Origin of the sequence: Klebsiella sp. PL-2018 (assembly GCF_019048985.1) — a bacterium.
Taxonomy (GTDB): Bacteria; Pseudomonadota; Gammaproteobacteria; order Enterobacterales; family Enterobacteriaceae; genus Klebsiella; species Klebsiella michiganensis.
In genome coordinates this window covers 5,191,246-5,217,336 of the sequence record NZ_CP077673.1, presented here as the reverse complement: position 1 = coordinate 5,217,336, position 26,091 = coordinate 5,191,246, and the positions used below count along the sequence as shown (strand labels likewise).

At 55.7% G+C, this 26,091-nt stretch carries 28 protein-coding genes; 10 read left to right on the top strand and 18 right to left on the bottom strand.

The features are described from left to right. Positions 1-35 precede the first annotated feature (35 nt). From nlpI to mtr, 4 genes are all read left to right on the top strand, one after another. Positions 36-920 carry a lipoprotein NlpI gene (gene nlpI, locus MKleb_RS24565; RefSeq protein WP_004854535.1) on the top strand — a complete coding sequence of 295 codons (885 nt, stop codon included), beginning with the start codon at positions 36-38 and terminating at the stop codon, positions 918-920. A 100-nt stretch (positions 921-1,020) separates the two neighbouring features. Next, positions 1,021-1,101, top strand: a complete 81-nt coding sequence (gene yrbN / locus MKleb_RS24560; protein WP_085954934.1) for a protein YrbN — start codon at positions 1,021-1,023, stop codon at positions 1,099-1,101. Further along, positions 1,094-3,055 (top strand): DEAD/DEAH family ATP-dependent RNA helicase, encoded by a 1,962-nt coding sequence (locus MKleb_RS24555; RefSeq protein ID WP_014839626.1) that lies wholly within the window; start codon positions 1,094-1,096, stop codon positions 3,053-3,055. The genes yrbN and MKleb_RS24555 overlap by 8 nt, the downstream gene beginning before the upstream one ends. 144 nt (positions 3,056-3,199) lie before the next feature. Continuing rightward, entirely contained in the window at positions 3,200-4,444 is a 1,245-nt protein-coding gene (gene mtr, locus MKleb_RS24550) for a tryptophan permease (protein WP_025108146.1), read from the top strand. Between the two features lie 32 nt (positions 4,445-4,476). Here mtr and MKleb_RS24545 read toward each other — a convergent pair whose 3' ends face one another. The 3 genes from MKleb_RS24545 to ubiU all read right to left on the bottom strand — a co-directional run bounded on the left by MKleb_RS24545 (position 4,477) and on the right by ubiU (position 7,510). Further along, entirely contained in the window at positions 4,477-5,484 is a 1,008-nt protein-coding gene (locus tag MKleb_RS24545; RefSeq protein WP_025108145.1) for a luciferase-like monooxygenase, read from the bottom strand. Between the two features lie 143 nt (positions 5,485-5,627). Beyond that, complete coding sequence (locus tag MKleb_RS24540) at positions 5,628-6,506, bottom strand: U32 family peptidase (protein ID WP_025108144.1); 879 nt, start codon at positions 6,504-6,506, stop codon at positions 5,628-5,630. An 8-nt stretch (positions 6,507-6,514) separates the two neighbouring features. Next, entirely contained in the window at positions 6,515-7,510 is a 996-nt protein-coding gene (ubiU, locus tag MKleb_RS24535) for a ubiquinone anaerobic biosynthesis protein UbiU (protein WP_004106058.1), read from the bottom strand. Between the two features lie 221 nt (positions 7,511-7,731). Between ubiU and ubiT the strand changes: the two genes are divergently transcribed. After that, positions 7,732-8,256, top strand: a complete 525-nt coding sequence (gene ubiT, locus MKleb_RS24530; protein ID WP_004854523.1) for a ubiquinone anaerobic biosynthesis accessory factor UbiT — start codon at positions 7,732-7,734, stop codon at positions 8,254-8,256. Then, a complete protein-coding gene (locus MKleb_RS24525) occupies positions 8,250-8,753 on the top strand; it encodes a GNAT family N-acetyltransferase (protein WP_004125592.1) in 504 nt (167 codons plus the stop codon). Before ubiT ends, MKleb_RS24525 begins: the two co-directional genes overlap by 7 nt. On the opposite strand, the gene MKleb_RS24520 is transcribed toward MKleb_RS24525, so the two are convergent. Next, positions 8,740-9,024 (bottom strand): GIY-YIG nuclease family protein, encoded by a 285-nt coding sequence (locus MKleb_RS24520; protein ID WP_217076310.1) that lies wholly within the window; start codon positions 9,022-9,024, stop codon positions 8,740-8,742. The two genes, MKleb_RS24525 and MKleb_RS24520, sit on opposite strands and share 14 nt — an antisense overlap. Positions 9,025-9,079: 55 nt before the next feature. Between MKleb_RS24520 and MKleb_RS24515 the strand changes: the two genes are divergently transcribed. Then, positions 9,080-9,523 (top strand): YhbP family protein, encoded by a 444-nt coding sequence (locus tag MKleb_RS24515; protein WP_025108142.1) that lies wholly within the window; start codon positions 9,080-9,082, stop codon positions 9,521-9,523. Here the strand turns inward: MKleb_RS24515 and MKleb_RS24510 are convergent. Further along, positions 9,503-10,021 (bottom strand): type 1 glutamine amidotransferase domain-containing protein, encoded by a 519-nt coding sequence (locus MKleb_RS24510; RefSeq protein ID WP_025108141.1) that lies wholly within the window; start codon positions 10,019-10,021, stop codon positions 9,503-9,505. The two genes, MKleb_RS24515 and MKleb_RS24510, sit on opposite strands and share 21 nt — an antisense overlap. Before the next feature lie 128 nt (positions 10,022-10,149). Between MKleb_RS24510 and MKleb_RS24505 the strand changes: the two genes are divergently transcribed. Both MKleb_RS24505 and MKleb_RS24500 read left to right on the top strand, forming a co-directional pair. Further along, on the top strand, positions 10,150-10,800 hold the full coding sequence (locus tag MKleb_RS24505; protein ID WP_025108140.1) for an NAD(P)H-binding protein: 651 nt from the start codon (positions 10,150-10,152) through the stop codon (positions 10,798-10,800). 69 nt (positions 10,801-10,869) lie between these two features. Next, positions 10,870-11,910, top strand: a complete 1,041-nt coding sequence (locus MKleb_RS24500) for a permease (RefSeq protein WP_025108139.1) — start codon at positions 10,870-10,872, stop codon at positions 11,908-11,910. A gap of 107 nt (positions 11,911-12,017) precedes the next feature. Here the strand turns inward: MKleb_RS24500 and dolP are convergent, their stop codons facing one another. The 4 genes from dolP to MKleb_RS24480 are packed head-to-tail and all read right to left on the bottom strand — an operon-like array spanning position 12,018 to position 15,641. Further along, positions 12,018-12,593 (bottom strand): division/outer membrane stress-associated lipid-binding lipoprotein, encoded by a 576-nt coding sequence (dolP, locus tag MKleb_RS24495; RefSeq protein WP_004125578.1) that lies wholly within the window; start codon positions 12,591-12,593, stop codon positions 12,018-12,020. Positions 12,594-12,602: 9 nt separating this feature from the next. After that, positions 12,603-13,193, bottom strand: a complete 591-nt coding sequence (diaA, locus tag MKleb_RS24490; protein ID WP_002918211.1) for a DnaA initiator-associating protein DiaA — start codon at positions 13,191-13,193, stop codon at positions 12,603-12,605. 22 nt (positions 13,194-13,215) lie between these two features. Further along, the gene (locus tag MKleb_RS24485; RefSeq protein WP_014226966.1) at positions 13,216-13,602 is read right to left on the bottom strand and encodes a YraN family protein; all 387 of its coding nucleotides are present in this window, start codon (positions 13,600-13,602) and stop codon (positions 13,216-13,218) included. Then, complete coding sequence (locus MKleb_RS24480) at positions 13,560-15,641, bottom strand: penicillin-binding protein activator (protein ID WP_025108318.1); 2,082 nt, start codon at positions 15,639-15,641, stop codon at positions 13,560-13,562. Before MKleb_RS24480 ends, MKleb_RS24485 begins: the two co-directional genes overlap by 43 nt. 63 nt (positions 15,642-15,704) lie before the next feature. Between MKleb_RS24480 and rsmI the strand changes: the two genes are divergently transcribed. After that, a complete protein-coding gene (gene rsmI, locus MKleb_RS24475) occupies positions 15,705-16,565 on the top strand; it encodes a 16S rRNA (cytidine(1402)-2'-O)-methyltransferase (protein ID WP_217076309.1) in 861 nt (286 codons plus the stop codon). 34 nt (positions 16,566-16,599) lie between these two features. Here the strand turns inward: rsmI and MKleb_RS24470 are convergent, their stop codons facing one another. The 9 genes from MKleb_RS24470 to kbaZ form a co-directional block, all read right to left on the bottom strand. Next, a complete protein-coding gene (locus tag MKleb_RS24470; protein WP_025108319.1) occupies positions 16,600-18,489 on the bottom strand; it encodes an alpha-galactosidase in 1,890 nt (629 codons plus the stop codon). A 99-nt stretch (positions 18,490-18,588) separates the two neighbouring features. Next, positions 18,589-19,461 (bottom strand): tagatose-bisphosphate aldolase subunit KbaY, encoded by an 873-nt coding sequence (kbaY, locus tag MKleb_RS24465; protein WP_004125566.1) that lies wholly within the window; start codon positions 19,459-19,461, stop codon positions 18,589-18,591. A gap of 12 nt (positions 19,462-19,473) precedes the next feature. Next, positions 19,474-20,628 (bottom strand): SIS domain-containing protein, encoded by a 1,155-nt coding sequence (locus tag MKleb_RS24460; protein WP_025108320.1) that lies wholly within the window; start codon positions 20,626-20,628, stop codon positions 19,474-19,476. Positions 20,629-20,932: 304 nt separating this feature from the next. Continuing rightward, on the bottom strand, positions 20,933-22,066 hold the full coding sequence (nagA, locus tag MKleb_RS24455) for an N-acetylglucosamine-6-phosphate deacetylase (protein ID WP_025108321.1): 1,134 nt from the start codon (positions 22,064-22,066) through the stop codon (positions 20,933-20,935). After that, on the bottom strand, positions 22,063-22,497 hold the full coding sequence (gene agaF, locus MKleb_RS24450; protein ID WP_004125557.1) for a PTS galactosamine/N-acetylgalactosamine transporter subunit IIA: 435 nt from the start codon (positions 22,495-22,497) through the stop codon (positions 22,063-22,065). Before agaF ends, nagA begins: the two co-directional genes overlap by 4 nt. 17 nt (positions 22,498-22,514) lie before the next feature. Next, a complete protein-coding gene (agaE, locus tag MKleb_RS24445; RefSeq protein WP_025108322.1) occupies positions 22,515-23,393 on the bottom strand; it encodes a PTS N-acetylgalactosamine transporter subunit IID in 879 nt (292 codons plus the stop codon). Continuing rightward, a complete protein-coding gene (agaW, locus tag MKleb_RS24440) occupies positions 23,383-24,162 on the bottom strand; it encodes a PTS N-acetylgalactosamine transporter subunit IIC (RefSeq protein WP_009651887.1) in 780 nt (259 codons plus the stop codon). The genes agaE and agaW overlap by 11 nt, the downstream gene beginning before the upstream one ends. A 10-nt stretch (positions 24,163-24,172) precedes the next feature. Further along, complete coding sequence (gene agaV, locus MKleb_RS24435) at positions 24,173-24,646, bottom strand: PTS N-acetylgalactosamine transporter subunit IIB (RefSeq protein WP_025108323.1); 474 nt, start codon at positions 24,644-24,646, stop codon at positions 24,173-24,175. Between the two features lie 12 nt (positions 24,647-24,658). Continuing rightward, the gene (gene kbaZ, locus MKleb_RS24430; RefSeq protein WP_217076307.1) at positions 24,659-25,960 is read right to left on the bottom strand and encodes a tagatose-bisphosphate aldolase subunit KbaZ; all 1,302 of its coding nucleotides are present in this window, start codon (positions 25,958-25,960) and stop codon (positions 24,659-24,661) included. Positions 25,961-26,091: the final 131 nt, after the last annotated feature.

Here is a 26,091-nt window from a genome sequence, read left to right as displayed (position 1 = left end):
GACGTTCATCCAATCGTTGTCTTCGGGAGTGGGAAATGAAGCCTTTTTTGCGCTGGTGTTTCGTGGCGACAGCTCTCACGCTGGCAGGATGCAGCAACTCTGCCTGGCGTAAGGACGCAGTCCTCGCGGTGCCATTGCAACCGACTTTGCAGCAGGAAGTGATTCTGGCGCGCATGGAACAAATTCTTGCCAGTCGGGCTTTAACCGATGACGAACGCGCACAGCTTTTATATGAGCGCGGAGTGTTGTATGATAGTCTCGGTCTGAGGGCATTAGCGCGAAATGATTTTTCACAAGCGCTGGCAATCCGACCGGATATGCCTGAAGTATTCAATTACTTAGGCATTTACTTAACGCAGGCAGGCAATTTTGATGCTGCCTATGAAGCGTTTGATTCTGTACTTGAGCTTGATCCAACTTACAACTACGCGCACTTAAATCGCGGTATCGCCCTGTATTACGGCGGTCGCGCTAAGTTAGCGCAAGATGATCTGCTGGCGTTTTATCAAGACGATCCCAATGATCCTTTCCGAAGCCTGTGGCTTTATCTCGCCGAGCGTCAGCTCGATGAGAAGCAGGCGCTTGAAGCACTGAGACAGCGCTTAAACAAGTCGGATAAAGAACAATGGGGATGGAACATTGTCGGGTTCTACCTTGGCGACATTAGCGAAAAAGAGCTAATGGACCGTCTGAAGGCAGACGCAACGGATAACACCTCGCTCGCTGAGCATCTCAGTGAAACCAACTTCTATTTAGGTAAGTACTACCTAAGTCTGGGGGACAAGGACAGCGCTACGGCACTGTTCAAACTGGCGGTCGCAAACAACGTTCATAACTACGTTGAGCACCGATACGCATTGTTGGAATTATCGCTCTTGGGCCAGGAGCAAGATGACCTGGCAGAATCGGACCAGCAATAGCTGACGAACACATCAGCCCTTTTTTGATTGCCATCACCTTTGCGGGTGAGGGCGTTGTTGTTCGTTAATACACCTACTTTGAGCCGGTTCACACTTTTCAATGAAAATTACCGAAAATTTTCACGATGAGTTATGTAGACTGGCCGCCATTAATTTTGAGGCACACGTACTACATGGCTGAATTCGAAACCACTTTTGCAGATCTGGGCCTGAAGGCTCCCATCCTTGAAGCGCTTAACGATCTGGGTTACGAAAAACCATCTCCGATCCAGGCTGAGTGCATTCCGCATCTGCTGGGCGGCCGCGACGTTCTGGGTATGGCCCAGACGGGTAGCGGTAAAACCGCAGCGTTCTCTTTACCGCTGCTGAACAACATCGATCCTGAGCTGAGAGCACCGCAGATTCTGGTGCTGGCGCCGACCCGCGAACTGGCGGTACAGGTTGCTGAAGCAATGACGGAATTCTCTAAACATATGCGCGGCGTAAACGTGGTTGCCCTGTACGGCGGCCAGCGTTATGACGTGCAGCTGCGGGCGCTGCGTCAGGGGCCGCAAATCGTTGTCGGTACCCCGGGTCGTCTGCTGGACCACCTGAAACGCGGTACGCTGGATCTCTCTAAGCTGAGCGGTCTGGTTCTGGATGAAGCTGACGAAATGCTGCGCATGGGCTTCATCGAAGACGTAGAAACCATTATGGCGCAGATCCCGGAGGGTCATCAGACCGCTCTGTTCTCTGCCACCATGCCGGAAGCCATTCGCCGTATTACCCGCCGCTTTATGAAAGAGCCGCAGGAAGTGCGCATCCAGTCGAGCGTAACAACTCGCCCGGACATCAGCCAGAGCTACTGGACTGCTTACGGTATGCGTAAAAACGAAGCGCTGGTGCGTTTCCTGGAAGCGGAAGATTTTGATGCGGCGATTATCTTCGTTCGTACCAAAAACGCGACCCTGGAAGTGGCCGAAGCGCTGGAGCGTAGCGGTTATAGCAGCGCTGCGCTGAACGGCGACATGAACCAGTCCCTGCGTGAGCAGACTCTGGAGCGTCTGAAAGACGGTCGTCTGGATATCCTGATTGCAACCGACGTTGCGGCCCGTGGCCTGGACGTTGAGCGTATCAGCCTGGTGGTTAACTACGATATCCCGATGGATTCCGAGTCTTACGTTCACCGTATCGGCCGTACCGGTCGTGCGGGTCGTGCTGGCCGCGCGCTGCTGTTCGTTGAGAACCGCGAGCGTCGTCTGCTGCGCAATATCGAACGTACGATGAAGCTAACCATTCCGGAAGTTGAACTGCCGAACGCAGAACTGCTGGGCAAACGCCGTCTGGAAAAATTCGCGGCGAAAGTTCAGCAGCAGCTGGAAAGCAGCGATCTGGATCAGTACCGTGCACTGCTGGCGAAAATCCAGCCGTCTGCCGAAGGCGAAGAGCTGGACGTGGAAACGCTGGCCGCCGCGCTGCTGAAAATGGCTCAGGGCGAACGTCCGCTGATCCTGCCGCCGGATGCGCCTATGCGTCCTAAGCGCGAGTTCCGCGACCGTGACGATCGTTTCGAACGTCGCGGCGACCGTAACGACCGTGGCCCGCGCGGCGACCGTCCGGAACGCAGTGGCGAAGATCGTCCGAAGCGTGAACGTCGTGACGTTGGCGATATGGAACTGTACCGTATTGAAGTGGGCCGTGATGACGGCGTTGAAGTTCGTCACATCGTTGGCGCAATTGCCAACGAAGGCGACATCAGCAGCCGTTACATCGGTAACATCAAGCTGTTTGGTTCTCACTCCACCATCGAACTGCCGAAAGGCATGCCGGGCGAAGTGCTGCAGCACTTTACGCGTACCCGCATCCTGAACAAGCCGATGAACATGCAGCTGCTGGGCGATGCTCAGCCGCGTCCTGAACGCAGCGGCGAACGTCGTGGCGGCGGTGAGCGTCGTGAAGGCGGTCGTAGCTTCGGCGGCGGTGAACGTCGTGAAGGCCGTGGTTTCGGCGGTGAGCGTCGCGAAGGCGGCCGTGGTGAAGGTCGTCGTTTCAGCGGCGAACGTCGTGAAGGTGGCCGCGCGCCGCGCCGCGATGATGCTTCAGCTCCGCGTCGCGATGACTCCGCAGGTCGTCGTCGTTTCGGTGGCGATGCATAATTAGCGCTTTCCGCTAACGTAAAGTAAACGATACAGCCCCGATCTTTATGATTGGGGCTTTTTTTATTCCCTTTGTACTCGTGTACTGGTACAGTGCGTCACGTTAATAACAAGAAAAGTATTTTCGACTGGAGATTTCGGCAAATGGCGACACTTACCACTACGGCAACCCGACCGTCCTTGTTTGGCGGCGTAGTGATTATTGGCGGGACGATTATTGGGGCGGGCATGTTCTCACTGCCGGTTGTGATGTCCGGCGCGTGGTTCTTCTGGTCTCTGGCAGCGCTGGTTTTTACCTGGTTTTGTATGCTTCACTCCGGGTTAATGATCCTCGAAGCGAACCTGAATTACCGGATTGGCTCGAGCTTCGATACCATTACTAAAGATCTGCTCGGCAAAGGCTGGAATCTGGTTAACGGCGTGTCGATCGCCTTTGTTCTTTATATTCTGACTTACGCCTATATCTCCGCCAGCGGCTCGATTCTGCACCATACGTTTAGCGAAATGTCGCTGAACGTACCGGCAAGGGCGGCAGGTTTCGGTTTTGCGCTGCTGGTGGCGTTTATCGTCTGGTTGAGCACCAAAGCGGTGAGCCGCATGACGGCCATTGTGCTGGGAGCTAAGGTCATTACCTTCTTTTTGACCTTTGGCAGCCTGTTGGGGCACGTCCAGCCGACCACCCTGTTTAACGTGGCTGAACAAAATGCCTCGTATATGCCCTATCTGCTGATGACGCTGCCGTTCTGCCTCGCGTCCTTCGGCTATCACGGCAACGTGCCGAGCCTGATGAAGTACTACGGCAAAGATCCGCGCACAATCGTTAAGTGTCTGGTTTACGGTACGCTGCTGGCGCTGGGCCTGTACGTGGTGTGGCTGCTGGTGACGATGGGTAATATCCCACGCCCTGAGTTTATCGGTATTGCGCAGAAGGGGGGCAACATAGATGTCCTGGTCCAGGCGCTCAGTGGGGTACTGAACAGCCGGAGTCTGGATCTGCTGTTAGTCATTTTTTCGAACTTTGCCGTTGCCAGTTCATTCCTTGGCGTGACGCTCGGTCTGTTTGATTATCTGGCGGATCTGTTCGGGTTCGATGACTCCGCGCTGGGACGCTTTAAAACCGCGCTTCTCACCTTTGTTCCGCCGATGGCGGGTGGCCTGCTGTGGCCGAACGGATTCCTCTACGCGATCGGCTATGCGGGGCTGGCGGCGACGATCTGGGCGGCAATTGTACCGGCGCTGCTGGCTCGCGCATCGCGCAAACGCTTTGGTAGCCCATTGTTTCGCGTTTGGGGCGGAAAGCCGATGATTGCTTTGGTTCTGCTGTTCGGGCTGGGTAACGTTATCGTGCATTTCCTGTCGAGCTTTAACGTATTACCCACCTATCACTAGTTGAAAATGCGGCAGAAATGCCGCATTTTTCACTATCCGAGAAGCTCTTCTTTCACCTGCATCGCCAAATCAAATGAATGCAGGCGCGCCTGATGATCGAAGATTTGGCCGTTGACCATGATTTCATCGGCCTGGGTTTCCCGCAGGATCGACTCCAGCCCGTGACGGATTTTCGCTTTATCGCCGACCAGCGACATGCTCAGCGCTTTTTCGACGCCGTACTGCTCTGAAGCGGACCACAGCTGATGCATATTTTGCACCGGCGGCGGCAGCTGTCCGGTCTCGCCGCGGCGCAGTTTGACGAACGCCTGCTGCATGGACGTAAACAGAAATTCCGCATCTCTGTCGCTGTCGGCGGCAATAATGTTAATGCATACCATCGCGTACGGCTTCGCTAACCGCTCTGACGGCTGGAAGTGGGTGCGGTAGAGGTGCAGGGCCTGAAAGAGCATATCCGGGGCGAAGTGCGAGGCAAAGGCAAACGGCAGCCCAAGCTGCGCCGCCAGCTGGGCGCTGTACAGGCTTGAGCCGAGCAGCCAGACCGGGATCTTCTCGCCATAGCCGGGAACCGGGCGCACGTGCGGATTAGGATCGCGGGCGTCGAACCAGTCCACCAGCTCCGCGACATCGCGCGGGAAGTTATCGACATCGCCGCTCATATGGCGACGCAGCGCGCGCATGGTTGGCTGATCGCTGCCCGGCGCGCGGCCAAGGCCGAGATCGATGCGTCCCGGGTAGAGCGTATTGAGCGTACCGAACTGCTCGGCAATCACCAGCGGCGAATGGTTCGGCAGCATCACGCCGCCGGAGCCCAGATGCAGAGTGGTGGTATTCGCGGCAAGGTAGCCAATCAGTACGGAAGTCGCCGCGCTGGCGATACCGACCATATTATGGTGTTCGGCCAGCCAGTAGCGGTGATAGCCGCGCTTTTCCGCCAGCTGCGCCAGGCCTAAAGAGTGGGAGAAGGCTTCCTTTGCGGAAGAACCTTGCGGGATCGGCGCCAGATCGAGCACCGAGAACGAAACAGATTTGTCAGTCATAAAGGCTCACTTTGCTACAGCATCGTCATCAGATTGAAGGTCTTCTTCCAGCCTGGCGCATCCAGGATACGCCAGCCAGAAAAGCTGCATCTTTAATAGTGCATTAAAAAGCAGCGATAGCCATTAACAAAGTGAGCGGTTAATCAGCTCTGCAATTCCAGCCCGGCCAGCCGTCGCCAGTAGCCGTTGCAGTCGCTGTTCGCCGTCAGCGGCAGCGGCGCCGCGCCGTTTTCATTCGCCCGGAAGGCGTCCAGCATAGCGAAGGTCTCGCTACCCAGCGGCGACAGGCGAACCATATCCACCAGCCCGGTCATGGTGCTTAGCTCATTCCCGAGGTTGTAGACGTAGCCGCTCATGGTCTGAATGCCGTTGAGGACGAACACCTGCTGGTTCTCCTGCGAAAGCACGTCGCGCCCGTTAGGGTATTTTATGCAGCAGGTTTCACACTCGTCTTTCGGCCGGTCTTCCGAGCGCGCGGTAAAGCAGCGGGCGGAGTAGGCCAGCGGCAGATGACCGTAGCTCAGGACCTCTACCTCAAACCTGTCGCGAATGCCCAGCTCGTCGCACTGGGTCAGCAAATTCGCCAGCCAGTCGCGGGAAAGTTCGACCGGCATACACCAGCGCACCATGCCCTGCTTGAGCAGCAGACGCAGGGTGACGGCGTTGTAGCAGTTAAGCGCGTGCCCGGCGACGAACGGCAGCTTACGTTCCGCGCACAGGTTAACGACGCCGAGATCGCTGGCTTCAATCAGAAATTCGCCGTTATCGACATAGCGCTTCAGTTCGCCCAGCTCCGAGGACGCCTGCACCAGCGCGAGGGTGGAAAGCACCACCTGTTTACCGCTTCCCGCCAGCGTTTTTGCCATGTCGAGCCAGTCGCCGACTTTGGTGGCGCGACGTTTGCTGCATACCGCTTCGCCGAGGTAAATCGTGTCCGCGCTGCAGCTTGCCGCCTGCTGGTAAAAATCTTCCAGCGTCTCTTTTGACCAGTAATAAAGCACCGGCCCTAATGAATATTTCATTGCTGTTCTCACTGCCATTTACGGTGATAGGCGCCAAGGGTGGTTTGCGTCCCTTCGGACATGGAACCGAGGGTCTCCATCCACGCGGACTGCGGTACGAAGTTTTGCGGATCGGCTTTGCAGCGATCGATCGCCTGACGCCAGACTTTCGCCACCTGGGTGACGTACGCCGGACTGCGCTGGCGGCCCTCGATTTTGACCGAGGCAATATTTGCCGCCATCAGCTCCGGCAGCAGCTCTAGGGTGTTCAGGCTGGTGGGCTCTTCCAGCGCGTGGTAGCGTTCGCCGTCGACCAGATACCGCCCTTTACAGAGGGTGGGATAGCCGGCGTTTTCACCGTCCCGATAGCGGTCAATCAGCACTTCGTTAAGGCGTGATTCCAGCCCCTGCGGCGTTTGCTGCCAGCGCACGAAGCGCGCCGGCGAACAGGCGCCGACGGTATTCGGCGATTCGCCGGTCAGATAAGAGGAAAGGTAGCAGCGTCCTTCCGCCATAATGCACAGGCTACCGAAGGCAAAAACCTCCAGCGGCACCGGCGTGGCGCGCGCCAGCTGTTTGACCTGGTGAATCGACAGCACGCGCGGCAGCACCACGCGGGCGACGTCAAAATTGCGATGATAAAACTTTACCGCCTCTTCGTTGGTGGCCGAGGCCTGGACGGAAACGTGGCGCTCAATATGCGGATAACGCTCGGCGGCGTATTCCAGCATCGCGATATCGGCGAGGATCAGCGCGTCGGCGCCCAGCTGCGCCGCCATGTCGACCGCGCGCTGCCAGCGGGCATAACCATCAGGATGCGCGAAGGTGTTAATGGCAATATGCAGTTTGCGACGATGCTGGTGCACAAAGCTGACGGCTTCCTGCAGTTTCTTTTCGGTGAAATTAAGGCCGGCAAAGTGGCGGGCGTTGGTGTCATCTTTCAGCCCGATATAGACGGCATCGGCGCCGTTTTCGATGGCCGCCTTAAGCGCCGGAAGGTTACCGGCTGGGCAGAGCAGCTCCATAATTTTTCCTGAAAAACGCGGCCCGTCAGGGACGCTGGATGGTTAATGAGCTGGGATTTTAGTTAACCTTTTGGTGACAATTTTTGATTTGAGGCAGTTAAAAGCGTATTGGCGGGATCAATACCTGCGGCCCGGCATCGTGATTTTGTTGATTTACGCCGCTATGTCGTTTATTTGATATGGCACAATAGAGGAACTATTGCATTCATGGAGTAAAGCTTGTGTTGGATAAACTGCGTTCCAAACTGGTTCACTTTGGCCCGTCGATGATGAGCGTGCCGGTTAAGCTGGCGCCATTTGCCCTCAAGCGCCAGGTGCTGGAACAGGTATTAAGCTGGCAATTTCGCCAGGCGCTGGCGGATGGGGAACTGGAGTTTCTCGAGGGGCGCTGGTTAAGTATTCATGTGCGCGACATCGGCCTGCTGTGGTATACCTCGGTGGTGGACGGTCGTCTGGTGGTCAGCCCTGCGGCTGAAGCGGACGTTAGCTTCAGCGCCGACGCCAGCGACCTGCTGATGATCGCGGCGCGTAAGCAGGATCCGGATACGCTGTTCTTCCAGCGTCGCCTGGTTATCGAAGGCGATACCGAGCTGGGACTGTATGTAAAAAACCTGATGGATGCCATTGAGCTGGAGCAGATGCCAAAGGCGCTGCGTATTATGCTGCTGCAGCTGGCGGACTTTGTTGAAGCTGGCCTGAAAGGCCCGCAGAAACCTGAACAGACATCGGTAGGTGAGGCATGCTGATTCGAGTAGAGATTGGGATTGATGCGCCGGGTATCGATGCTCTATTGCGTCGTACCTTCGGCGGCGACGCGGAAGCGCAGCTGGTGCACAGTCTTCGTGAAGATGGCCTGATCACGCTGGGCGTGGTGGCGACGGATGACGAAGGTCAGGTCGTAGGCTACGTGGCCTTTAGCCCGGTCGCCGTCGAAGGCGAAGAGCTGCAGTGGGTTGGACTGGCTCCGCTGGCGGTCGATGAAAGCTACCGCGGTCAGGGCATCGGGCGTCAACTGGTCTATGAAGGGCTCGATTCCCTGAACGAGTTTGGCTATGCCGCCGTCGTGACGCTTGGCGATCCGGCGCTCTATGGCCGTCTGGGCTTTGAACCCGCGGCGCGTTTCGATCTGCGCTGCCGCTGGCCCGATAGCGCCGAGGCTTTCCAGGTGCATCGTCTGGCCGATGACGCGCTGAACGGCGTGAGCGGGCTGGTCGAATATAGCGACCACTTTAATCGCTTCTGAGGCTTTCCAGCAGCGCCTCAAATGAACCGTCCCCGGCAACGAGGCGCTCTTTCTGGCGCTTCGTTAGCTGCTTAATACGATACTCAAGCCGCAACGCTAGTGAGCGTTCACCAACTTCCTGACTGAAGGCCAGCTGAAGCTCGCCTTTTCCACGCAGCGCTTTCGCGCCCTTACCAGTCTGATGCTGGCAAAAGCGGCGTGAAACATCGGTGGAAATCCCGGTATAAAGACGATTATCGGCGGTACGAATCAGATAGAGAAACCAGCACACGGTACAGAGGTCGCTATGTTAAGGTGTGAGCACCATAACATACTGGAGAGTAAAGATGGATACGCTCGCCGCGATCGGCCGCTGGCTGGGTAAGCAGCACGTCGTGACCTGGTGCGTCGCCCGCGATGATGAGCTGTGGTGCGCCAATGCTTTTTACGTTTATGACCCGGAGAAGGTCGCATTTTATCTGCTCAGCGATGAAAAAACGCGCCACGGCCAAATGACCGGGGAAAGCGCCAACGTGGCCGGGACGGTCAATGGCCAGCCAAAGAGCGTGGCGCTGATCCGCGGCGTACAGTTCAAAGGTAAAATTCGCCGCCTCACCGGGGAAGAAGAGGCGGCGATGCGCAAGCGCTACGTCAGCCGTTTTCCTGTCGCCCGCATGCTATCGGCATCCGTCTGGGAGATTCGTCCCGATGAGCTTAAGTTCACCGATAACACGCTGGGCTTTGGGAAAAAGCTGCACTGGCTGCGCGAATCAGGCGCCGAGCAGGCGTAAGGCTTCACGATTAAAGGCCGGCAGGTCGTCCGGGGTTCTGCTGGTCACCAGCTGTTCGTTGTCGATAACCACTTCCTGGTCATAGAATTCGCCACCGGCGTTTTTCACGTCGACTACGATAGGCTTCACGGCCGTCAGCTTACGCCCGCGAATCGCATCGGCGCTAATCAACAGCTGCGGACCATGGCAGATGGCGAAGACCGGTTTGCCGCTGTTGACAAAATCGCGGGTGAAGGTGACAAAGCGTTCGTCACCGCGCAGCGAGTCCGGTGAATATCCGCCTGGCAGCAGCAGGGCGTCGAAGTCGGCAGGGCTGACGTCATCAATGGCTTTATCGATGACGACTTCAGCTTCCCCTTTTTTCCCTTTTACCTTCTTCCCCGCCTGTTTTTCAATGGTCACCACCTTGTGTCCGGCCAGACGGTAGGCGTCCGCGGGTGAGGTGAACTCGGAGTCTTCAAAGTCGTCGGTAATTAAAACGGCTATCTTCTTACTCATTCTTCCTCCAGTGTTTCGGTGTGGAATGAGGCATTTCCCTGATGATGATGGATAATTACCTCGTAGAGTATTAAGTCTGGAACATGAGGCTGGGATCGCAACATAGAAAAATCTGCAAAGGAGTTTCGATGAGTCAGGTACTGTTAACGGGGGCAACCGGGTTAGTTGGTGGTCACTTACTGCGAATGCTACTCAACGCGCCGGATGTTAAGTCCATTGCTGCGCCCACGCGTCGGCCGCTGACCGATATCTCCGGCGTATTTAACCCCCACGATCCGCAGCTCACGGACGCGCTGGCGCAGGTGGTCGATCCGGTCGATATTGTTTTCTGCTGCCTGGGAACTACCCGCCGGGAAGCGGGAAGCAAAGAGGCGTTTGTGCATGCCGATTATACGCTGGTCATTGATACCGCGCTGGTGGGGAAAAAGCTGGGCGCGCAGCATATGCTGGTGGTCAGCGCGATGGGGGCGAACGCGCATTCCCCCTTTTTCTATAATCGGGTAAAAGGCGAGATGGAAGAGGCGCTGATTGCGCAGCAGTGGCCGAGGTTGACGATTGCCCGTCCATCAATGCTGGTAGGCGAGCGCGAAAAAAAACGCGCCGGCGAGACGCTCCTTGCGCCGCTTTTTAGCCTGCTGCCGGGAAACCTGAAATCGATAGACGCGCGGGACGTGGCAAGCGCGCTACTCGCGGAGGCGCTCTCGCCCGCGCAGGAAGGCGTCCGCATTCTCTCCTCGTCGCAGCTGCGCGAGAGGGCCGCGCGCGCGGGGGATTACTGATTTCCAAAGTTTCCCCGGAGGCGTAGTATTCATGTCCTCAATTTATCATGACACTCCCTGGGGAATGCTATGGCTGGTCAGTCTTCATCTCAGGCGGCAGCACCGTTTCAATGGTGGAAGCCCGCGCTGTTTTTTCTCGTCGTTATCGTTGGTCTGTGGTTCGTTAAATGGCAGCCCTATTACGGCAAAGCCTTTACCGCCGCTGAGACGCACAGTATCGGCAAATCCATTCTTGCAAATAGCGATGCGAATCCTTTCGCTGCGGCCTGGGATTACGCGCTGGTCTATTTCCTGGCGGTATGGAAAGCGGCGGTATTAGGCGTGCTGCTGGGATCGCTCATTCAGGTGCTGATCCCGCGTGACTGGCTGCGGCGCACGTTAGGGCAATCGCGTTTTCGCGGTACGCTGCTGGGGACCGCATTCTCTCTACCGGGGATGATGTGCACCTGCTGCGCCGCGCCGGTGGCTGCGGGAATGCGTAAACAGCAGGTATCCATGGGCGGCGCGCTGGCATTCTGGCTGGGCAATCCGCTGCTCAACCCGGCGACGCTGGTGTTTATGGGCTTCGTGCTGGGCTGGCAGTTTGCGCTGATTCGCCTGCTGGCGGGACTGGCGACCGTACTGGTGGTCGCCACGCTGGTTCAGAAATGGGTGAAAGAAGCGGCGACGCAGCCGGTTCCCGTGCCTGAAATGTCGGTCACAACGGGGCAGGACGGCTTCTTCAGCCGCTGGCTGCGCGCGCTGTGGACGCTGTTCTGGAATACCATCCCGGTTTATATTCTGGCGGTTCTGGTGCTGGGCGCTGCGCGGGTGTGGCTATTCCCTCACGCCGATGGCGTGGTGGAGAATACGCTGTTCTGGGTGATTGCCATGGCGATTGCCGGCTGCCTGTTTGTGATACCGACGGCGGCGGAGATCCCGATTGTGCAGACCATGATGCTGGCAGGAATGGGCACGGCGCCCGCGCTGGCGCTGCTGATTACGCTGCCTGCTGTCAGCGTACCGTCACTGATTATGCTGCGTAAAGCGTTCCCGGCGAAGGCGCTGTGGCTGACCGGTGGGCTGGTGGCGCTGTGCGGCGCGGTGGTTGGGGGCGTTGCTTTACTCTGATGATCTTCCCGGAGGCGGCGCTGCGCGCCTGTCCGGGCTACCGGCCCACAGCCAACGGTGAACCCGTAGCCCGGCTCAGCGTAGCGCAGGCCGGGAGGCAGAGATGCTTACTTAATATAGGTAAAGGCGGTGGTGACGCGAGACACGCCGCTCACCCGGCTGGCGATATCCGCCGCCGCGCGTCCTTCACGGTCGGTTACCAGACCCATCAGGAACACTTCACCGTTTTCGGTTGTCACCTTCACGTTGGAGGATTTCACCTGGTCGGTACCCAGCAGCTGGGAGCGGACTTTGGTGGTGATCCAGGTATCCGAAGACGCGGTTCCTAAGCCGATCGGCTGGCCCTGACGCACTTCGTTAAACACCTCCGTCGTACCTTCTACGCCCATAGCGATTTGCTTCGCGCGCGCGGAGAGATCGGACGTTGGGGACTGCCCGGTCAGCAGAACTTTGCCCTGGTAGGCGGTCACGTTGATGCGGGCCTGTTTCTTAATTTGTTCATCTTTCGACAGCGCGCTGTTAACGCGCAGCTCCAGCGTGCTGTCGTCCACCTGAGTACCTACCGTACGCGGGTCCGTCGCGGCTTTAGTGCCGACTGCTGCCGTTCCGACTACCGCGGCAGCAACGCATCCCTGAAGCAGTAGCGCAGACAGCAGAATGGCGAGGGGCGAGAGAGCCTTCATGTGTTCTCCTTAATCGTCCTGGTGTGGAAAAAGCGTGTTATCGATCAAATCGCACAGACAGTTGACGGTGAGCATGTGCATTTCCTGAATTCGCGCGCTGCGATGCGACGGAATGCGGATTTCGACGTCCTGCTGCCCTAACAGGCCAGCCAGTTCACCGCCGTCATAACCGGTTAACGCCACGATAGTCATATCGCGGGTGACCGCCGCTTCCACGGCTTTCACGATGTCCCGGCTGTTGCCGCGCGTAGAAATCGCCAGCAGCACGTCGCCGGCGTGTCCTAACGCTCGCACCTGCTTAGCATAGATTTCGTCATGCAGGCGATCGTTGGCAATTGCGGTTAAGACCACATTATCGGTATTTAGTGCAATGGCGGGTAAACCAGGACGCTCTGTTTCAAAACGGTTAATCATACTGGCAGCAAAATGCTGTGCGTTGGCGGCGGAAGTGCCATTACCACAACAGAGGATTTTGTTGCCGTTCAGCAGCGACTGAACGAGCGTCATCGCCGCACGGGAGATGGCGTCCGGGAGTGCTTCCGCTGCTGCAATTTGGGTTTGAATGCTTTCGGTGAAGCAGGCTTTGATTCTGTCGAGCACGGGATCCCTTAATTCGTTTACGCTATTCGCCAAAGGCGTTTTTTAGCCATTGGATGTCGTTTCCGGTGAAGGCTACCACATCGAAACGGCAATCCACAGTCTCAAAGCTCCCATTCTGTCGGCAGAGCCACAGACGCGCGGCTTTGAGCAGTCTTTGTTGCTTTTGCGGCGTCACGCTGGAGGCGGCATCGCCGTAGTTTGCGCTGCGACGATAGCGTACTTCGACAAAGACGGTGACGCTGCCGTCGCGCATGATGAGGTCTATCTCTCCGCCGCGCTCGCGGACGTTGGCGGCGATAAAACGCAGACCCTGGCTCTCCAGCCAGCGGCGCGCCTGGGTTTCCCAGGCATCGCCGGTCTGTTTACTTAGTTGGCCGCGACGATTTGCCCACCCTGGTATTTGAGCCATGACAGTTTCCTGTTGATCACGCAATCCTGAGTGGCCGTGAGATCGCCGGTATTGCCGTTCAGCTCAAAGCCGGGAACCTGGCGCATCTGCGAGAAATGGTTGGCAAGGGACCAGGCGTCGGCGCCCATGGCGTACAGGCGCGCCAGCGAGTAGTCGTTACGAACGGCGGCCAGCGCCTGCTGCTGCAGGGCAGGGTTACTTCCCGCCAGCATCGGGATCTCGCTATATTGCAGACCTTCCATCTCCAGACGGAAGTCCGGTCCGGAAGTCCCCTGGGCGCTGCGGGAGCTGGCGTAGAGCGTCACGCCGCTCTGGCTGCCGTTACGCAGTGCGATCATCGGTTTGATGTAAGCGATTTGTTCCGGCGTGGCCAGGATATACGCGGCGTCGACGCCGCCGGTGCTGCTGACCGGCACATCGCTCGGGCTACCCAGGGCGCTGTCCTGCGCTGACGGCAGGGTTGAGACCGGCGTACCGCTTAGCGAAATACCGCTGTTGACGCTGCCGCGCAGCTCGGCGGTGGAGCCCAGGCGCTGTTGCAGGACGGTACCGCCCCCCAGCTTCAGCCACTCGTTGGCGAAGGCGGTAACCACCCGATCGCCCAGGGCGCCGCGAGGCACCAGCAGCAGCGGAGTCTGTTTGCCCTGATCGTGAATGTGATGCGCCGCGTCGCGGGCTTCATCTTCCGGCGAGAGGGCGAAATAGCAGATATTGGCCCGGCTTTCGACTTTTTCCGGCTGATTGAGCGCCAGCACGTTCAGCGAGGTATTGCTCTTGATGACATCTTCGACATTATCTTTCAGCAGCGGGCCGACGACGATGGTCGCGCCATCCTGCTGCACCTGGGCCAGCAGCTGGCTCATTGGCTGAGCGGTGGTGTCGTAGATTTTCAGTTCTGCGGAAGGGTTGGCTGGCGTTGCGGCGACGGCCTGAGCCTGCGGCGCTTCCGCCGGCTGGCTGGTGGCCTCCGGCGTCGGGGCTTGTACTGCCGCCGGCGCGGTGACCGGTGCCGCGGTTTGCGCCTGGTCGGCCGCTGGCGCCTGTACCGGGGTCTGAGCGTTATTGGTGGTCGTCAGATCGGTGACCTCCGCCTGCGATGGGCTGACTACGGCGCTTTCGGCAACGTTCGCCGCCTGGGCGACCTGGGCGGGTACTGCGCTTCCTGCAACGGCAGGCGCGCCGTTCTTCGCCGCTTCAAAGCCCTGCTGGATCGTGCGGCCAAAAATCGCCGCCTGGCCGTTTAACGGCAGCAGCAGGGCGATTTTATTGGTCGATGCGGCCTGGTAGTTCTGCATATTCACTAGCTGCGTCGGCAGCATTTTCGCCCCCGGGTTTTGCGGGTAGCGAGTCTGCCAGTCTTTCACTCCCGCCTTGAGCATCGTTGGATCGCTGCGGTTATCAAACCACATGCGCTGCAGATCCAGCCAGCCCTGCAGGACGTTCTCATCGGCGTTAATGACCAGCGCGTTGGCCTGATCTTTGGTCATGGCGGTGAGCGCTTTCCAGGTCGCGTCGATGTTTTTCTGCTTTTGCGCAGGCAGGCTTAACAGCGACTGTTGGGCAATCAGGGCCCGCAGCAGGTTCAGCGAGGGTTGACCCTGGCTGGCGTCAATTTGCGCCTGCCAGTAGCGGGGCAGCTGGTTCTCCTCAAGGCTTGCCGGGTCGAGCTTGCTGAGCAGCGTCTGCGCGCCCTGGAAATCGTTCTGCGCCAGCTTCACTTCCACCGCCAGCAGCGACCTTTCGCGGCTTTGCACACCGTTGAGATTAGACGGTAGCTGGTTGAACAGGTCGATCGCCTGCGGTTTCTTACCTTCCTTCAGCAGTGCACGAATGGCGAGTAATTGCCAGTTGGTCTTGCTATCATTCGTGCTTTGCTGCATCTGTTGCAGATAGTAACTGGAGTCTGCCTGAGCCGTACCCTGCAAATACGCCGTACTTTGATCCGGAGTATGGGTACCGCAGCCGGCAAAGATCAGCGCGGCCAGCAGTACGGGCAGACAACGCACGGGTTTAGAACGAAGAAATGTTGACGGTACCATATGTGTCCAGTGATATTTTTTTGGCTCAATGCTCAATATTAATTCGGCAATACGGACGAGACAATGAAACAACACGAATCAGCAGATAATTCTCAGGGACAGCTCTATATTGTGCCCACTCCGATAGGGAATCTGTCTGATATCACGCAACGCGCGCTGGAAGTGTTGCAAGCCGTTGATTTAGTTGCAGCGGAAGATACCCGCCATACCGGTTTGCTGCTGCAGCATTTTGCGATCAACGCCCGTTTATTCGCGCTTCATGACCACAACGAGCAGCAAAAGGCGGAAACGCTGGTCGCGAAGCTTAAAGCGGGGCAAAACATCGCGCTGGTTTCCGACGCCGGAACGCCGCTGATTAACGATCCCGGCTATCATCTGGTGCGCACCTGCTGTGAAGCTAATATCCGTGTGGTGCCTCTGCCTGGCCCTTGTGCGGCGATTGCGGCGCTGAGCGCGGCGGGTCTTCCTTCGGATCGCTTCTGCTATGAAGGCTTTCTGCCTGCCAAATCCAAAGGGCGTCGTGACACGCTGAAGGCGCTGGAAGAAGAGCCGCGGACGATTATTTTTTATGAGTCTACCCACCGTCTGCTGGAAAGCCTGGAGGATATCTGCGCTGTGCTGGGGGAGTCCCGCTACGTGGTGCTGGCGCGTGAGCTGACCAAAACCTGGGAATCGATTCACGGAGCGCCGATCGGCGAGCTGTTGGCATGGGTGAAAGAGGACGAAAATCGCCGTAAAGGCGAGATGGTGCTGATCGTAGAAGGTTTTAAAGCGCAGGAAGAGGCGCTGCCGGCGGTAGCGCTGCGTACGCTGGCCCTGCTGCAGGCTGAGCTGCCGCTGAAAAAAGCCGCCGCGCTGGCTGCGGAAATCCACGGCGTGAAGAAAAACGCCCTGTATAAGTATGCCCTGGAGCAGCAGGGGTAAGCAGAATGCCCGGGCGATTGCCCGGGCCAATACCTTATTTAGCGGGGGTTGCTTCGAATACAAGCATCTGTAATGGCTGCAACGTGACGACAATTGGGGCCTGGTATTTATCAGGGAATGTCGAATTGCTCCCATAGATGCTTCTTAACGTGAAGTTTGAGGTTGCCCCATGCGGAAGCTCAAATGCTTTCGTCAGGTCGAGGTAGTATTGCTGCGGTTTATCCGATGGGTTACGTATCCCCAGGATAGCTTTTTCTTTGCTCCAGGATGCCCAACCATACACTTCCAGCGCAGTAGGATCGCCGCCCACCCAGTGGGTATCGACTAATATATCGGCGTTAGCGCGGGACCATTTTGCCGCCTGCGCCAGGACATCCCATTTCGCTTTATTGAGCATGGACGGTGTGATGTAAAGCTCTTGTAGCTGGGTACCGGTAGCGAAATAGCTCCATACTTGATCGGCAAAGTCGCTATCCGTTTGTACCTTCTCAAGCCCGTAATAGGCGTTTTCAGCGCTAACTATGCCGTGGTACATCAGTGAGTTAAGTGGAAATAGCGGACCTTTTCGTACGATAGAGCGCCAGGTTTCTGCATCCCGATAAGTCATCCATTGCTGTACTGGCGTGCCGGGACCGTAGAGATTAATGTCATCACCCTGACGCCAGATAGCGTCAGCATAGAAAAGCCATGAGGGGCTGGCGTTGGTCCCGGTGGTTAAATTAATAAACTGATTTGGGTTGGCGCTACGCATATTATGAAGTAGGGCAATTGACGCATCGAAGTCAGATGCGAACTCACTACCTTTAATATGTGAATTTGCGTTCCCCATACCATCCAGTTTAAATGAAGTGATATGCTCTTTTTTAATTAGATTAATAACCTGTGCATTAAAGTTTTTAAAATATTTAGGGCCGGAGAGCGCAAATTTTCCATCGACGGTTTCGAAGCCATATTCTTTAGCATGGGATACGCGAATATCCCGCGGCTTGTTATATCCGCCCCAGGGAGAAAGCCAGAGTCCGATTGAACTATGCAAGCTATCGGCTTTTTCTCTTACCTTACTGAATCCGTTGCTAAAAGCCGGGCCAAATAACCATCTTCCGGTCCGATCATCCCAGCCATCATCTAACAGGAAGGCATCCAGCATTACACCGCGTCCGGTAATGAATTCCTTATTCCATTCATCCATACGCTGTAGAACTTCGGGTTCGGTATAGGTGGTAAAGAATCCAATATCCATCCAGCTGTTGTAGTGCAGATAGGGCTTATAGGGCCGCGGGCGAACCGCATCGATAAACTGGTTGACGCTTCGGCGTAGCTGATTGATTTCCGGGAATGTACCGAACCAGGTGGTATAGCTAACGGCGGTGCCTGGCTGTAAAGGTGTTTTTAGTTCAACATTAAGATTGGTGGTTGCTTCATAAGCCCAGGTGTTCACTACAGGTTTATTCGGCAATATAAAAAATGAATCAGCAATAATCGGTGAGCTATTTATTGAACCTTCTACCCACGGGGCTTGTGACTGTTTTCTGGTGGGAAAAAACGTGATTTTCGAGACCTCTTGTGCCTTCCCGAGGGCGGTAATCGTATAATCAATGCTGGCGTATTTATCTTTAACCAGATTCAGTTTTACCTCGACGTTAAAATCCGGATGAGCATAATCAATGATAATGGTGTTATCTTTCTTATCCACATGCTTTATTTTAAAGTCAGCGGCGTGAATGACCGTTTCATCCGGAAGAGTAAGAAAGAAAAGCTCTTCGGGTGAAAGCTGATGCTGTGATTTAACGTCTTTAAGCGCCATCACAGAATTCGCATCGTTAAATGAAACGGCAAGGTATTCGCTATCCAGTGCATATTGGGCGGCGAAAGCCCCGTTGGAAATAAGCAGAGCCAGTAACGAAACATTGAGCGTTTTTTTCATGAGAAAAGTCCTTGTTTTCGTTTTTTTCAGAGGTAAGCAGCGTTAGCCTCCATTGGGTTAACGCTTTGGTAAGGGGGAGGTGCTGGGGGCTGGCTACACTCAGGCTTCGGCGATTTGTAAAAGGCGGTTGGCCGACCCGCATACGGCGATCTTACTGCGTACCACCTCTTTCATCGCGTTCATGCCAACGCGCATGTAATAACGCGGATCGTTACCTTGCGGATTTTCGGCAAACCATTTTTTCACCGCAGCAGCAAAGGCGATTTTCAGTTCAGTAGCGACATTGACTTTGCACACACCCAGTTCGATGGTGCGGCGAACATACTCATCAGGCACATCGCTTGCGCCATGGAGTACCAGCGGAATATCCACCACTTCACGGATTTCCGCCAGACGCTGGAAGTCGATTTTGGGTTTTTTGGTGTAAAGGCCATGAGCCGTACCAATCGCTACGGCCAGGCTATCTACGCCCGTTAGCTCAATAAAACGTTTGGCTTCCTGCGGATCGGTCAAAAACGCGCTTTCCGCATCCACACTCATGTCGTCTTCTACTCCACCCAGGCGTCCGAGTTCAGCTTCTACGCTACAGTCGCGGGCATGGCAAAAATCCACCACCGATTTTACCAGTTTCACATTCTCTTCAAACGGGAAGTGGCTGCCGTCGATCATGGCGCTGCGTACGCCTGCGTCCACTTTCCGGCGAATATCTTCCAGCGATTCATGGTGATCGAGATGCAGAGCCAGCGGAATGCCGAAACTGGTGGAGTAGGCGCGGCATAGCGCGTAGATCTCCTCCAGCGCAATATGCTTAAAAGTACCCGGGGTTCCGGCGAGGATCACGGGTGATTGCATTTCGCTGCACACTTCCAGAATCGCCTGGATCGTTTCGGCGTTATGGATGTTGAACGCGGGTACCGCGTAGCCTTTTGCCTGGGCATCCTGCAGGAGATACTTGGTAGAAATAATGCTCATGATCGGATCCTCTTAAGCCAGCCATGGATGAATAACGACGCCCTGCACTACGCGGTTAACCGTGCCGCTGGCGGAGGGGGTATCCGGCGTATTTCCTACGGCGATCGACTGCGTAAGGGCGAATACCTGGGCGTACATCAGGAAGCAGAAGGCCAGTTCTACATCAACGAAGTGACGCGCTGGCGGCAGAAGGATATGTGGGCCAGCTTCAATAACGGCATCGCTCTCCGCGGCGATGGCCACCACACGCATGGCCTGCCGATCGCGCCGTAGTTCTGCCAGCAGGTCGAGATCGTATTGGCGGGTGTAGGGGTGGCTAGATATATACACCACAACCAGCGTTTCGTTATCGACCAGTGATTTTGGTCCATGGCGGAAACCGGTCGGTGAGTCATAGAACGCTGCCAGCTTACCCGCCGTTAGCTCCAGGACCTTTAACGCCGATTCACGCGCAGCGCCCTGTAACCCACCGCTGCCGAGATAAACGATCCGCTTCCAGGGCTCGCTGCCAAATACGCCGTGGCTGAAATCGCCGAGTGAGGTCAGTATTGCGTGGCAGCGATCGGCCACATCGCGGAATGTCTGGCTGTTAATAACTTCTGGCGCAAAGGCCGCCAGGCAGCTGGCCATCATTGTGGTAATACTGCTGGTCATCGCAAAGCCGCGATCGTGCGTTTCTGCTGGCATCAATAGCGCAAAGGCGTTCCCGTTCTCAAGAGCGTTTTGATAAAGGCTACCCGCTTCGTTGCAGGTAATTGAAAGGTGATAGCACTCCGGGACGAACTGGTTTGCCAGCTCAACGGCGGCTACGCTCTCCGGGCTGTTGCCGGAACGGGCGAAGGAGACCAGCAGTAGCGGATGCGCCGGGTTCAGGTAATCCATCGGATTGGTAACCAGATCGGTAGTTGGTACCGCGCTAATGTTTTTTGCGCTGTGATTAGCAAGCCATGGAGCGATGATTTCGCCGATAAATGCCGAAGTGCCAGCTCCGGTCAGGATGATCCGCAGATCGTTTTTATGCAGCAGTGGCGTGAGAAAGTTGTCGATCGCCGGACGAATATTGTCGATGTTTTTCAGTGAGTGCATCCAACAGACAGGCTGCTGACGGATCTCTTCTTCTGTCCAGGTTCCGGTCGCCGCGGCAGCAGGGGTATAAATTTCTGACATAACGTAAGTCCTTATCTTGTGAACTCCACATCAGACGCTGGCAAATTGTCGCTATCTTTCGTTTTGTTTCACTTGTTCATGTGATCGATTGATTAAAATTTATAGGAAAGAAATCGAAAGTTCAATGATGCAAAATGAAATAAAACGAAATTTGTGATCGAGGGAGCGGGGGTTTTATATATGTAATTGATAAATGGATAATAAATCCCATGAAAGCAACGTGAGAGTTTTGTTTTACGAAAGGAAAAGAAAGTAAAGGCCTTGCGATCGTAAGTCGAAGGCCACTATGACGTTTAATGAAGGGCTATAGAGGGAAAACCTGGCCCTGAATCCATATCCCTTGTAAATGCAGTCCACCGTTGAGGGCGATGGCGCTGGCGCGTTTACCGGCCTTTAGCGAACCTAACTGATGGTCGATTCCCAGCAGACGGGCTGGATGTAGTGAAGCCATATGGATAGCATTCTCAGGGGAGATACCGGTGAGTTCGACCATATTACGAACCGCCGCATCTACCGAAAGCGTACTGCCCGCCAGACTACCGGAAGCGGTCCGCACAATACCACCACGCATCTCTACCTTTTGGCCGCATAAGGTATAGCTCCCGTCAGGCATTCCCGCGGCCTGCATCGCATCGGTAATTAGTACTATCCGGTCTTGCGCGCAGCAGCAGCATAGCTTCATGGCAGTGGGGTGAACGTGGTGTCCGTCGGCGATAAGTTCCAGCCATGCACGTGCGTCGGTTAACCCTGCGCCAACCATGCCCGGTTCCCTATGGTGTAATCCCGTCATACCGTTATAGCAATGCACCAGCCCGTCCGCACCGGCATCAAAAGCGCTCCGGGTTTGCTCGCAGGTCGCCGCGCTATGCCCCAACATTACCCGCAGACCTCGATGCTTCAGATGGTTAATCGCCTGAAGTGCTCCGGTTTTTTCCGGTGCCAGCGCAACCACGCGCAGGGTATCGCGAGAAATGGCTATCATTTCATCCAGTTCTGCGAGATCCAGTTCGCGGAACCATTCCGCAGGATGAGCGCCTTTGTTCTGCGGCGTAAAATAAGGACCTTCCAGATAGCTTCCCAGCACCTGCGCTCCGGGACCTCCGGAATAGCAGCGTTGCGCTATACGCGCCAGCACTCGGTGTATCGTCTCTAACGGAGCCGTAACGGTGGTGGGGAGCCAGCCGGCAACCCCTTCACGTGCTTTGTGCATGGCTAGTTTATCAAGTACATCCGGAGCATCGTCCATCACATCGACCCCGGCGCCACCGTGGACGTGAGTATCGATGTAAGCGGGAGCGAGTAGCTCAGCATCACGGAGCATGGTTCCCATGGAGATAGGCTCTATTGCCGTAATGACACCCTCTTCAATACGCAGTTGATGATCGTCCAGCCAGCCTTGTTCCGTCAGCAGACGTCTGGCGCGCAGAATTTGTGTCATATCCCTTCCTCGGCGGTGCTCTCTTCGCGACAGCGTCCTAGCTCGTCCACCAGACTGGTCAAGCCACGGTGCCCGCACTCCAGGGCCTGTATGCGAAACGCCTCGCCGCTGAGTTCATCGCGATCCAGCACCATTTCCAGCAGTAGCTGCAGGTTGGTGCCGGTAATCACTTCACGGCCGGTTTTTTGCATCGCCAGTGTTGATGCAACGCGGAATGGCGTCCCGCCGAGCAGGTCGGTCAGGAATATGAGGCCTTCTTCGCCGTCCAGTTCTCCAACAGCCTGCTCAAGCTGCGAGGTAAGCAGCGCGGTGGTGGAAGTCTCAGGAAAATCGATAGCGATAAAGTGAGACTGCTCGCCGAGGATCTGCTTCATCGCTTTTTCCATGCCGCTGGCAAATCCGCCATGCCCCGTCAAAATGATACCTAACATCTCTGACCTCTTTTGCTTTACAGGAAGTGACAGAATTTACCGACGACGCCCAGAACCACGGTGATGCCAATAAGGCGCAGCGGACTCCAGCCTCTGCGTACCAGCCAGTACATGGTCAGGGTATAGACCAGCGGCAAAAATGCGGGCATCAATTTATCAATAACGTCGGCCTGCAGTTTAACCACCGCATCGCCGGCCTTGATTTCGAGCGTCGTATTCAGGCGAACATAGGTTGCTACCAGCGCCCCAATGACCATCATCCCAACGATTGATGCCGCATGACCCACTTTCTTTGTGTTCGCTTTGATAAGCGGAATTGCTGCGACGCCCATTCGATATGCATAGTGCGCCAGACCAAAGCGTAGACCGAGATGGACGACGTTAAACAACACGATAAAGACTATTGCGCCAAGGATAGAGCCTTGCAGCGCCAGGCTGGCTCCTATCCCGCCGCAGATCGGCAACAGCGTCAGCCAGAACATGGCATCGCCAATCCCACCGAGCGGTGCGCCAACGGCGATTTTGGTGCTTTGGATGCTGTTGACATCCTGCTTGGAGCGTTCCATTGCCAGAATGATGCCAATAACAAACGTCACCAGGAAAGGATGGGTATTAAAGAATCCCATATGGCCTTTCATGGCTCGGGCCAAATCGCGTTTGTTGGTATGGATCTTTTTCAACGCGGGTAGCAGACCGTATAGCCAACCAGATGCCTGCATACGCTCATAGTTAAAAGAAGCCTGCAGCAGCATGGAACGCCAGGCCACGCGGTTAATGTCTTTTTTAGTGAGATCGGCGCCAATATTCTGATCTTCATAGACGTTTTCATTCACCCCGGTGAGCAGCGTTTCTTCATTTTCAGTCGTATTCGACAAGGTATGTTGGTTAGATGCCATCTTCGAATTCCTCTTTCTGTGCCGCTGGTTTAGTCGGTTCGGGAGATTTACGCAGCAGATCGATCAGCGCCATTGCCAGCGCGGCCGCGGCGATAGCCAGGACCGGAAGCTTGAGCCAGGCCGCGGCAACGAAACCTATGATGAAATAAGGGATATAGACGTTTTTCAGCATGATTTTTAGCAGTACGGCAAAGCCGATAGCGGGCATGATGCCGCCTGCAACGCCCAGGCCGTCAATCAGACGTTCGGGCAGCACATCAATGGCGGTTTTCGCGTGTTCTGCTCCGAAGTAAATTGGCAGGAAAGCGCAAAGGAAGTAGAAAATGCCTAGCGCCAGCAGCGCCAGATAGTTAACCCGTTCAATACCTGCTGTATCGGCATTTGCGGCCATGCGATCGCAGCGGGACATCACGCCGGACATGACGGAGAACAGGAAGGTAATGCCCATTTGTACTGCGACGGCAAACGGTACGGCGACCCCTACAGCCACGTCAGGTTTCACGCCGGTGGTTATGGCAAAAGTTGTTCCCACGATAGTGCCAATAATTACGTTAGGCGGCTGAGCGCCAGCCAGCGGCGCCAGACCCATCCACACCAGTTCCAGCGTGCCGCCGGTTAAAATACCGGTATGCAGATCGCCCAGAATCAGACCAACCAGCGGCCCAAGTACCACTGGACGGTGCATGTGTGTTAAACCGTTGAACATATCGAGGCCGGCAATAAAGGCGAGAATACCTAATGCAAAAGCCTGCAACAGACTAATTTCCATTGTGAATCCCTCAAAGTAGTTTAAAGAGATCCAAAGCAGGTTCTGTCGGGACACCCTGAACGAAGCATTCCACTCCGGCCGCTTTCAGACCGTTAAAGGCGCTGATATCGTTCGCGTCGACAGAAACCGTTTTGGCAATTTGTTTTTTACCTTCGGCGTAATGCATGTTTCCCACATTGATGCGTGTGACGGGCACACCGCCTTCGACCAGCTTGAGAAAATCAGTCGGTGTTCTGCATACCAGTAAAATTTTCTGCCGGTCGGCGGCGCGGTGAATGTTATCGATCGTTTTTTGCAGCGACCAGAAACGTACGGCAATCCCTTCGGCCAAAACCATTTCCATCAGATTCTGCTGCACGGTGTCTTCAGCGACTTCATCATTAGCGACCAGTACCAGATTTGCCCCCGCAAATCCGACCCACTGTACGCCTACCTGGCCATGGATGAGTCTTTCGTCAATACGACTCAGTACGATATTTGGCATAGCGTTTTCCTCTTAGTTGTTATCCGTTATGGAAGTAACGCCCTGACAGGCGGCATGGTACTGCTGCAGTATGTCCTGAATGTGGCTCATGATGAGTTCCCGCGGCGTGGCACTGAGATCTCCCTCGCGTACTTTTGCGTACTGCAAAGGTAAATACTGGCTGATAAGCGGTAGCGGGATTGGCTCACCCGCCAGATTGCGAACCAATCTTTCGAATGCGTCATCAATCTGGCTGTCCGGCCAGTAATAACGAACGCGATCGGAATAGCTGTAGCCGCGGGCCAGACGACGTGCGTTGCCATCGCCGTGATAGTGGCTTTGCCAGTATTCCGGGCGATCTAGCATTACGCTCTCAAGTACGTGACGCAGGCCAGAGCAGGCTTTGGCCGGCAACAGCTCCTCCTCAATGGCTGCTAGCGAGAACAGCGCTTCGCGCAGGGCGAAAGTCAACGCCGGACCAACTTTCAGAATGGCGAAGTGATCTTTCACTAGCTGGCGCAAAGATTGCGGCGTCTGGTAATCCGTGGAGTGTGCTTCGAATACCAACGTGTCGTAAGCTTCAACCATTTTGCTCAGAGCGACGGCTTTTTGCGGTTGGTAATCTATGATGTGCGTATGATCGAACTCGACGCCGGGTTGCACAACCAGGGCAATGATGCGGGACCAGATGGTATCCAGACCCAGTTTTTCAAACGCATGGCGATGGGCTTTCAGCGTGGCGCATGCCGCATCGGGTGTAGTGACCTCTAGCTCGGCTAATGTTTCGTGGGCACCGCCTGGTACAGGCACTTCGGTGCCAATGACGTAGACGAGATCCGATTCGCCGAACTGCTCCACGCAGGTTTCCTCGGCAATCTTTGCCAGACGTGCAGCACGTTCAGCGACGATAGCATCGGTTAGCGGAACCGGATCGCCCTGACAGGACATGCTGCAATCAAGATGGATTTTTTTAAATCCAGAAGCCACGTAGCTTTTGATCAAACCGTCAGCATTGGCCATCGCCTGCTCTGCTGGCAGATGCTGCCAACGATTTGGGCCGAGATGGTCGCCGCCCAGAATTAACTGCTCTTCGGGGAAATCAAGCGAGTTGGCCAGTTGGCAGACAAAGTGGCGAAAATCAGCTGGGGTCATTCCCGTATAACCGCCAAACTGATCAACCTGATTGGAGGTTGCCTCGATCAGCAGAGGAGTTCGGTTAGCATGTGCGTAGCGTATTGCAGACTCCAGAACTAGTGGATGCGCCGAACAAACGGCATATATACCGTTTGCTTTCCCCCGTTTATGCTGTTCCACCATAGTCGTCAGATGTTTCACTTTCCTCTCCAGGTTGGATGGTTATGATAATTATCTTTCGTTTTGTTTCATTTTATACTGCATCATGGTGTTATAAAAATAAAACGAAAGATAATAGTTTTCCGATCTGTTTCACAAAAGAAACATAATGA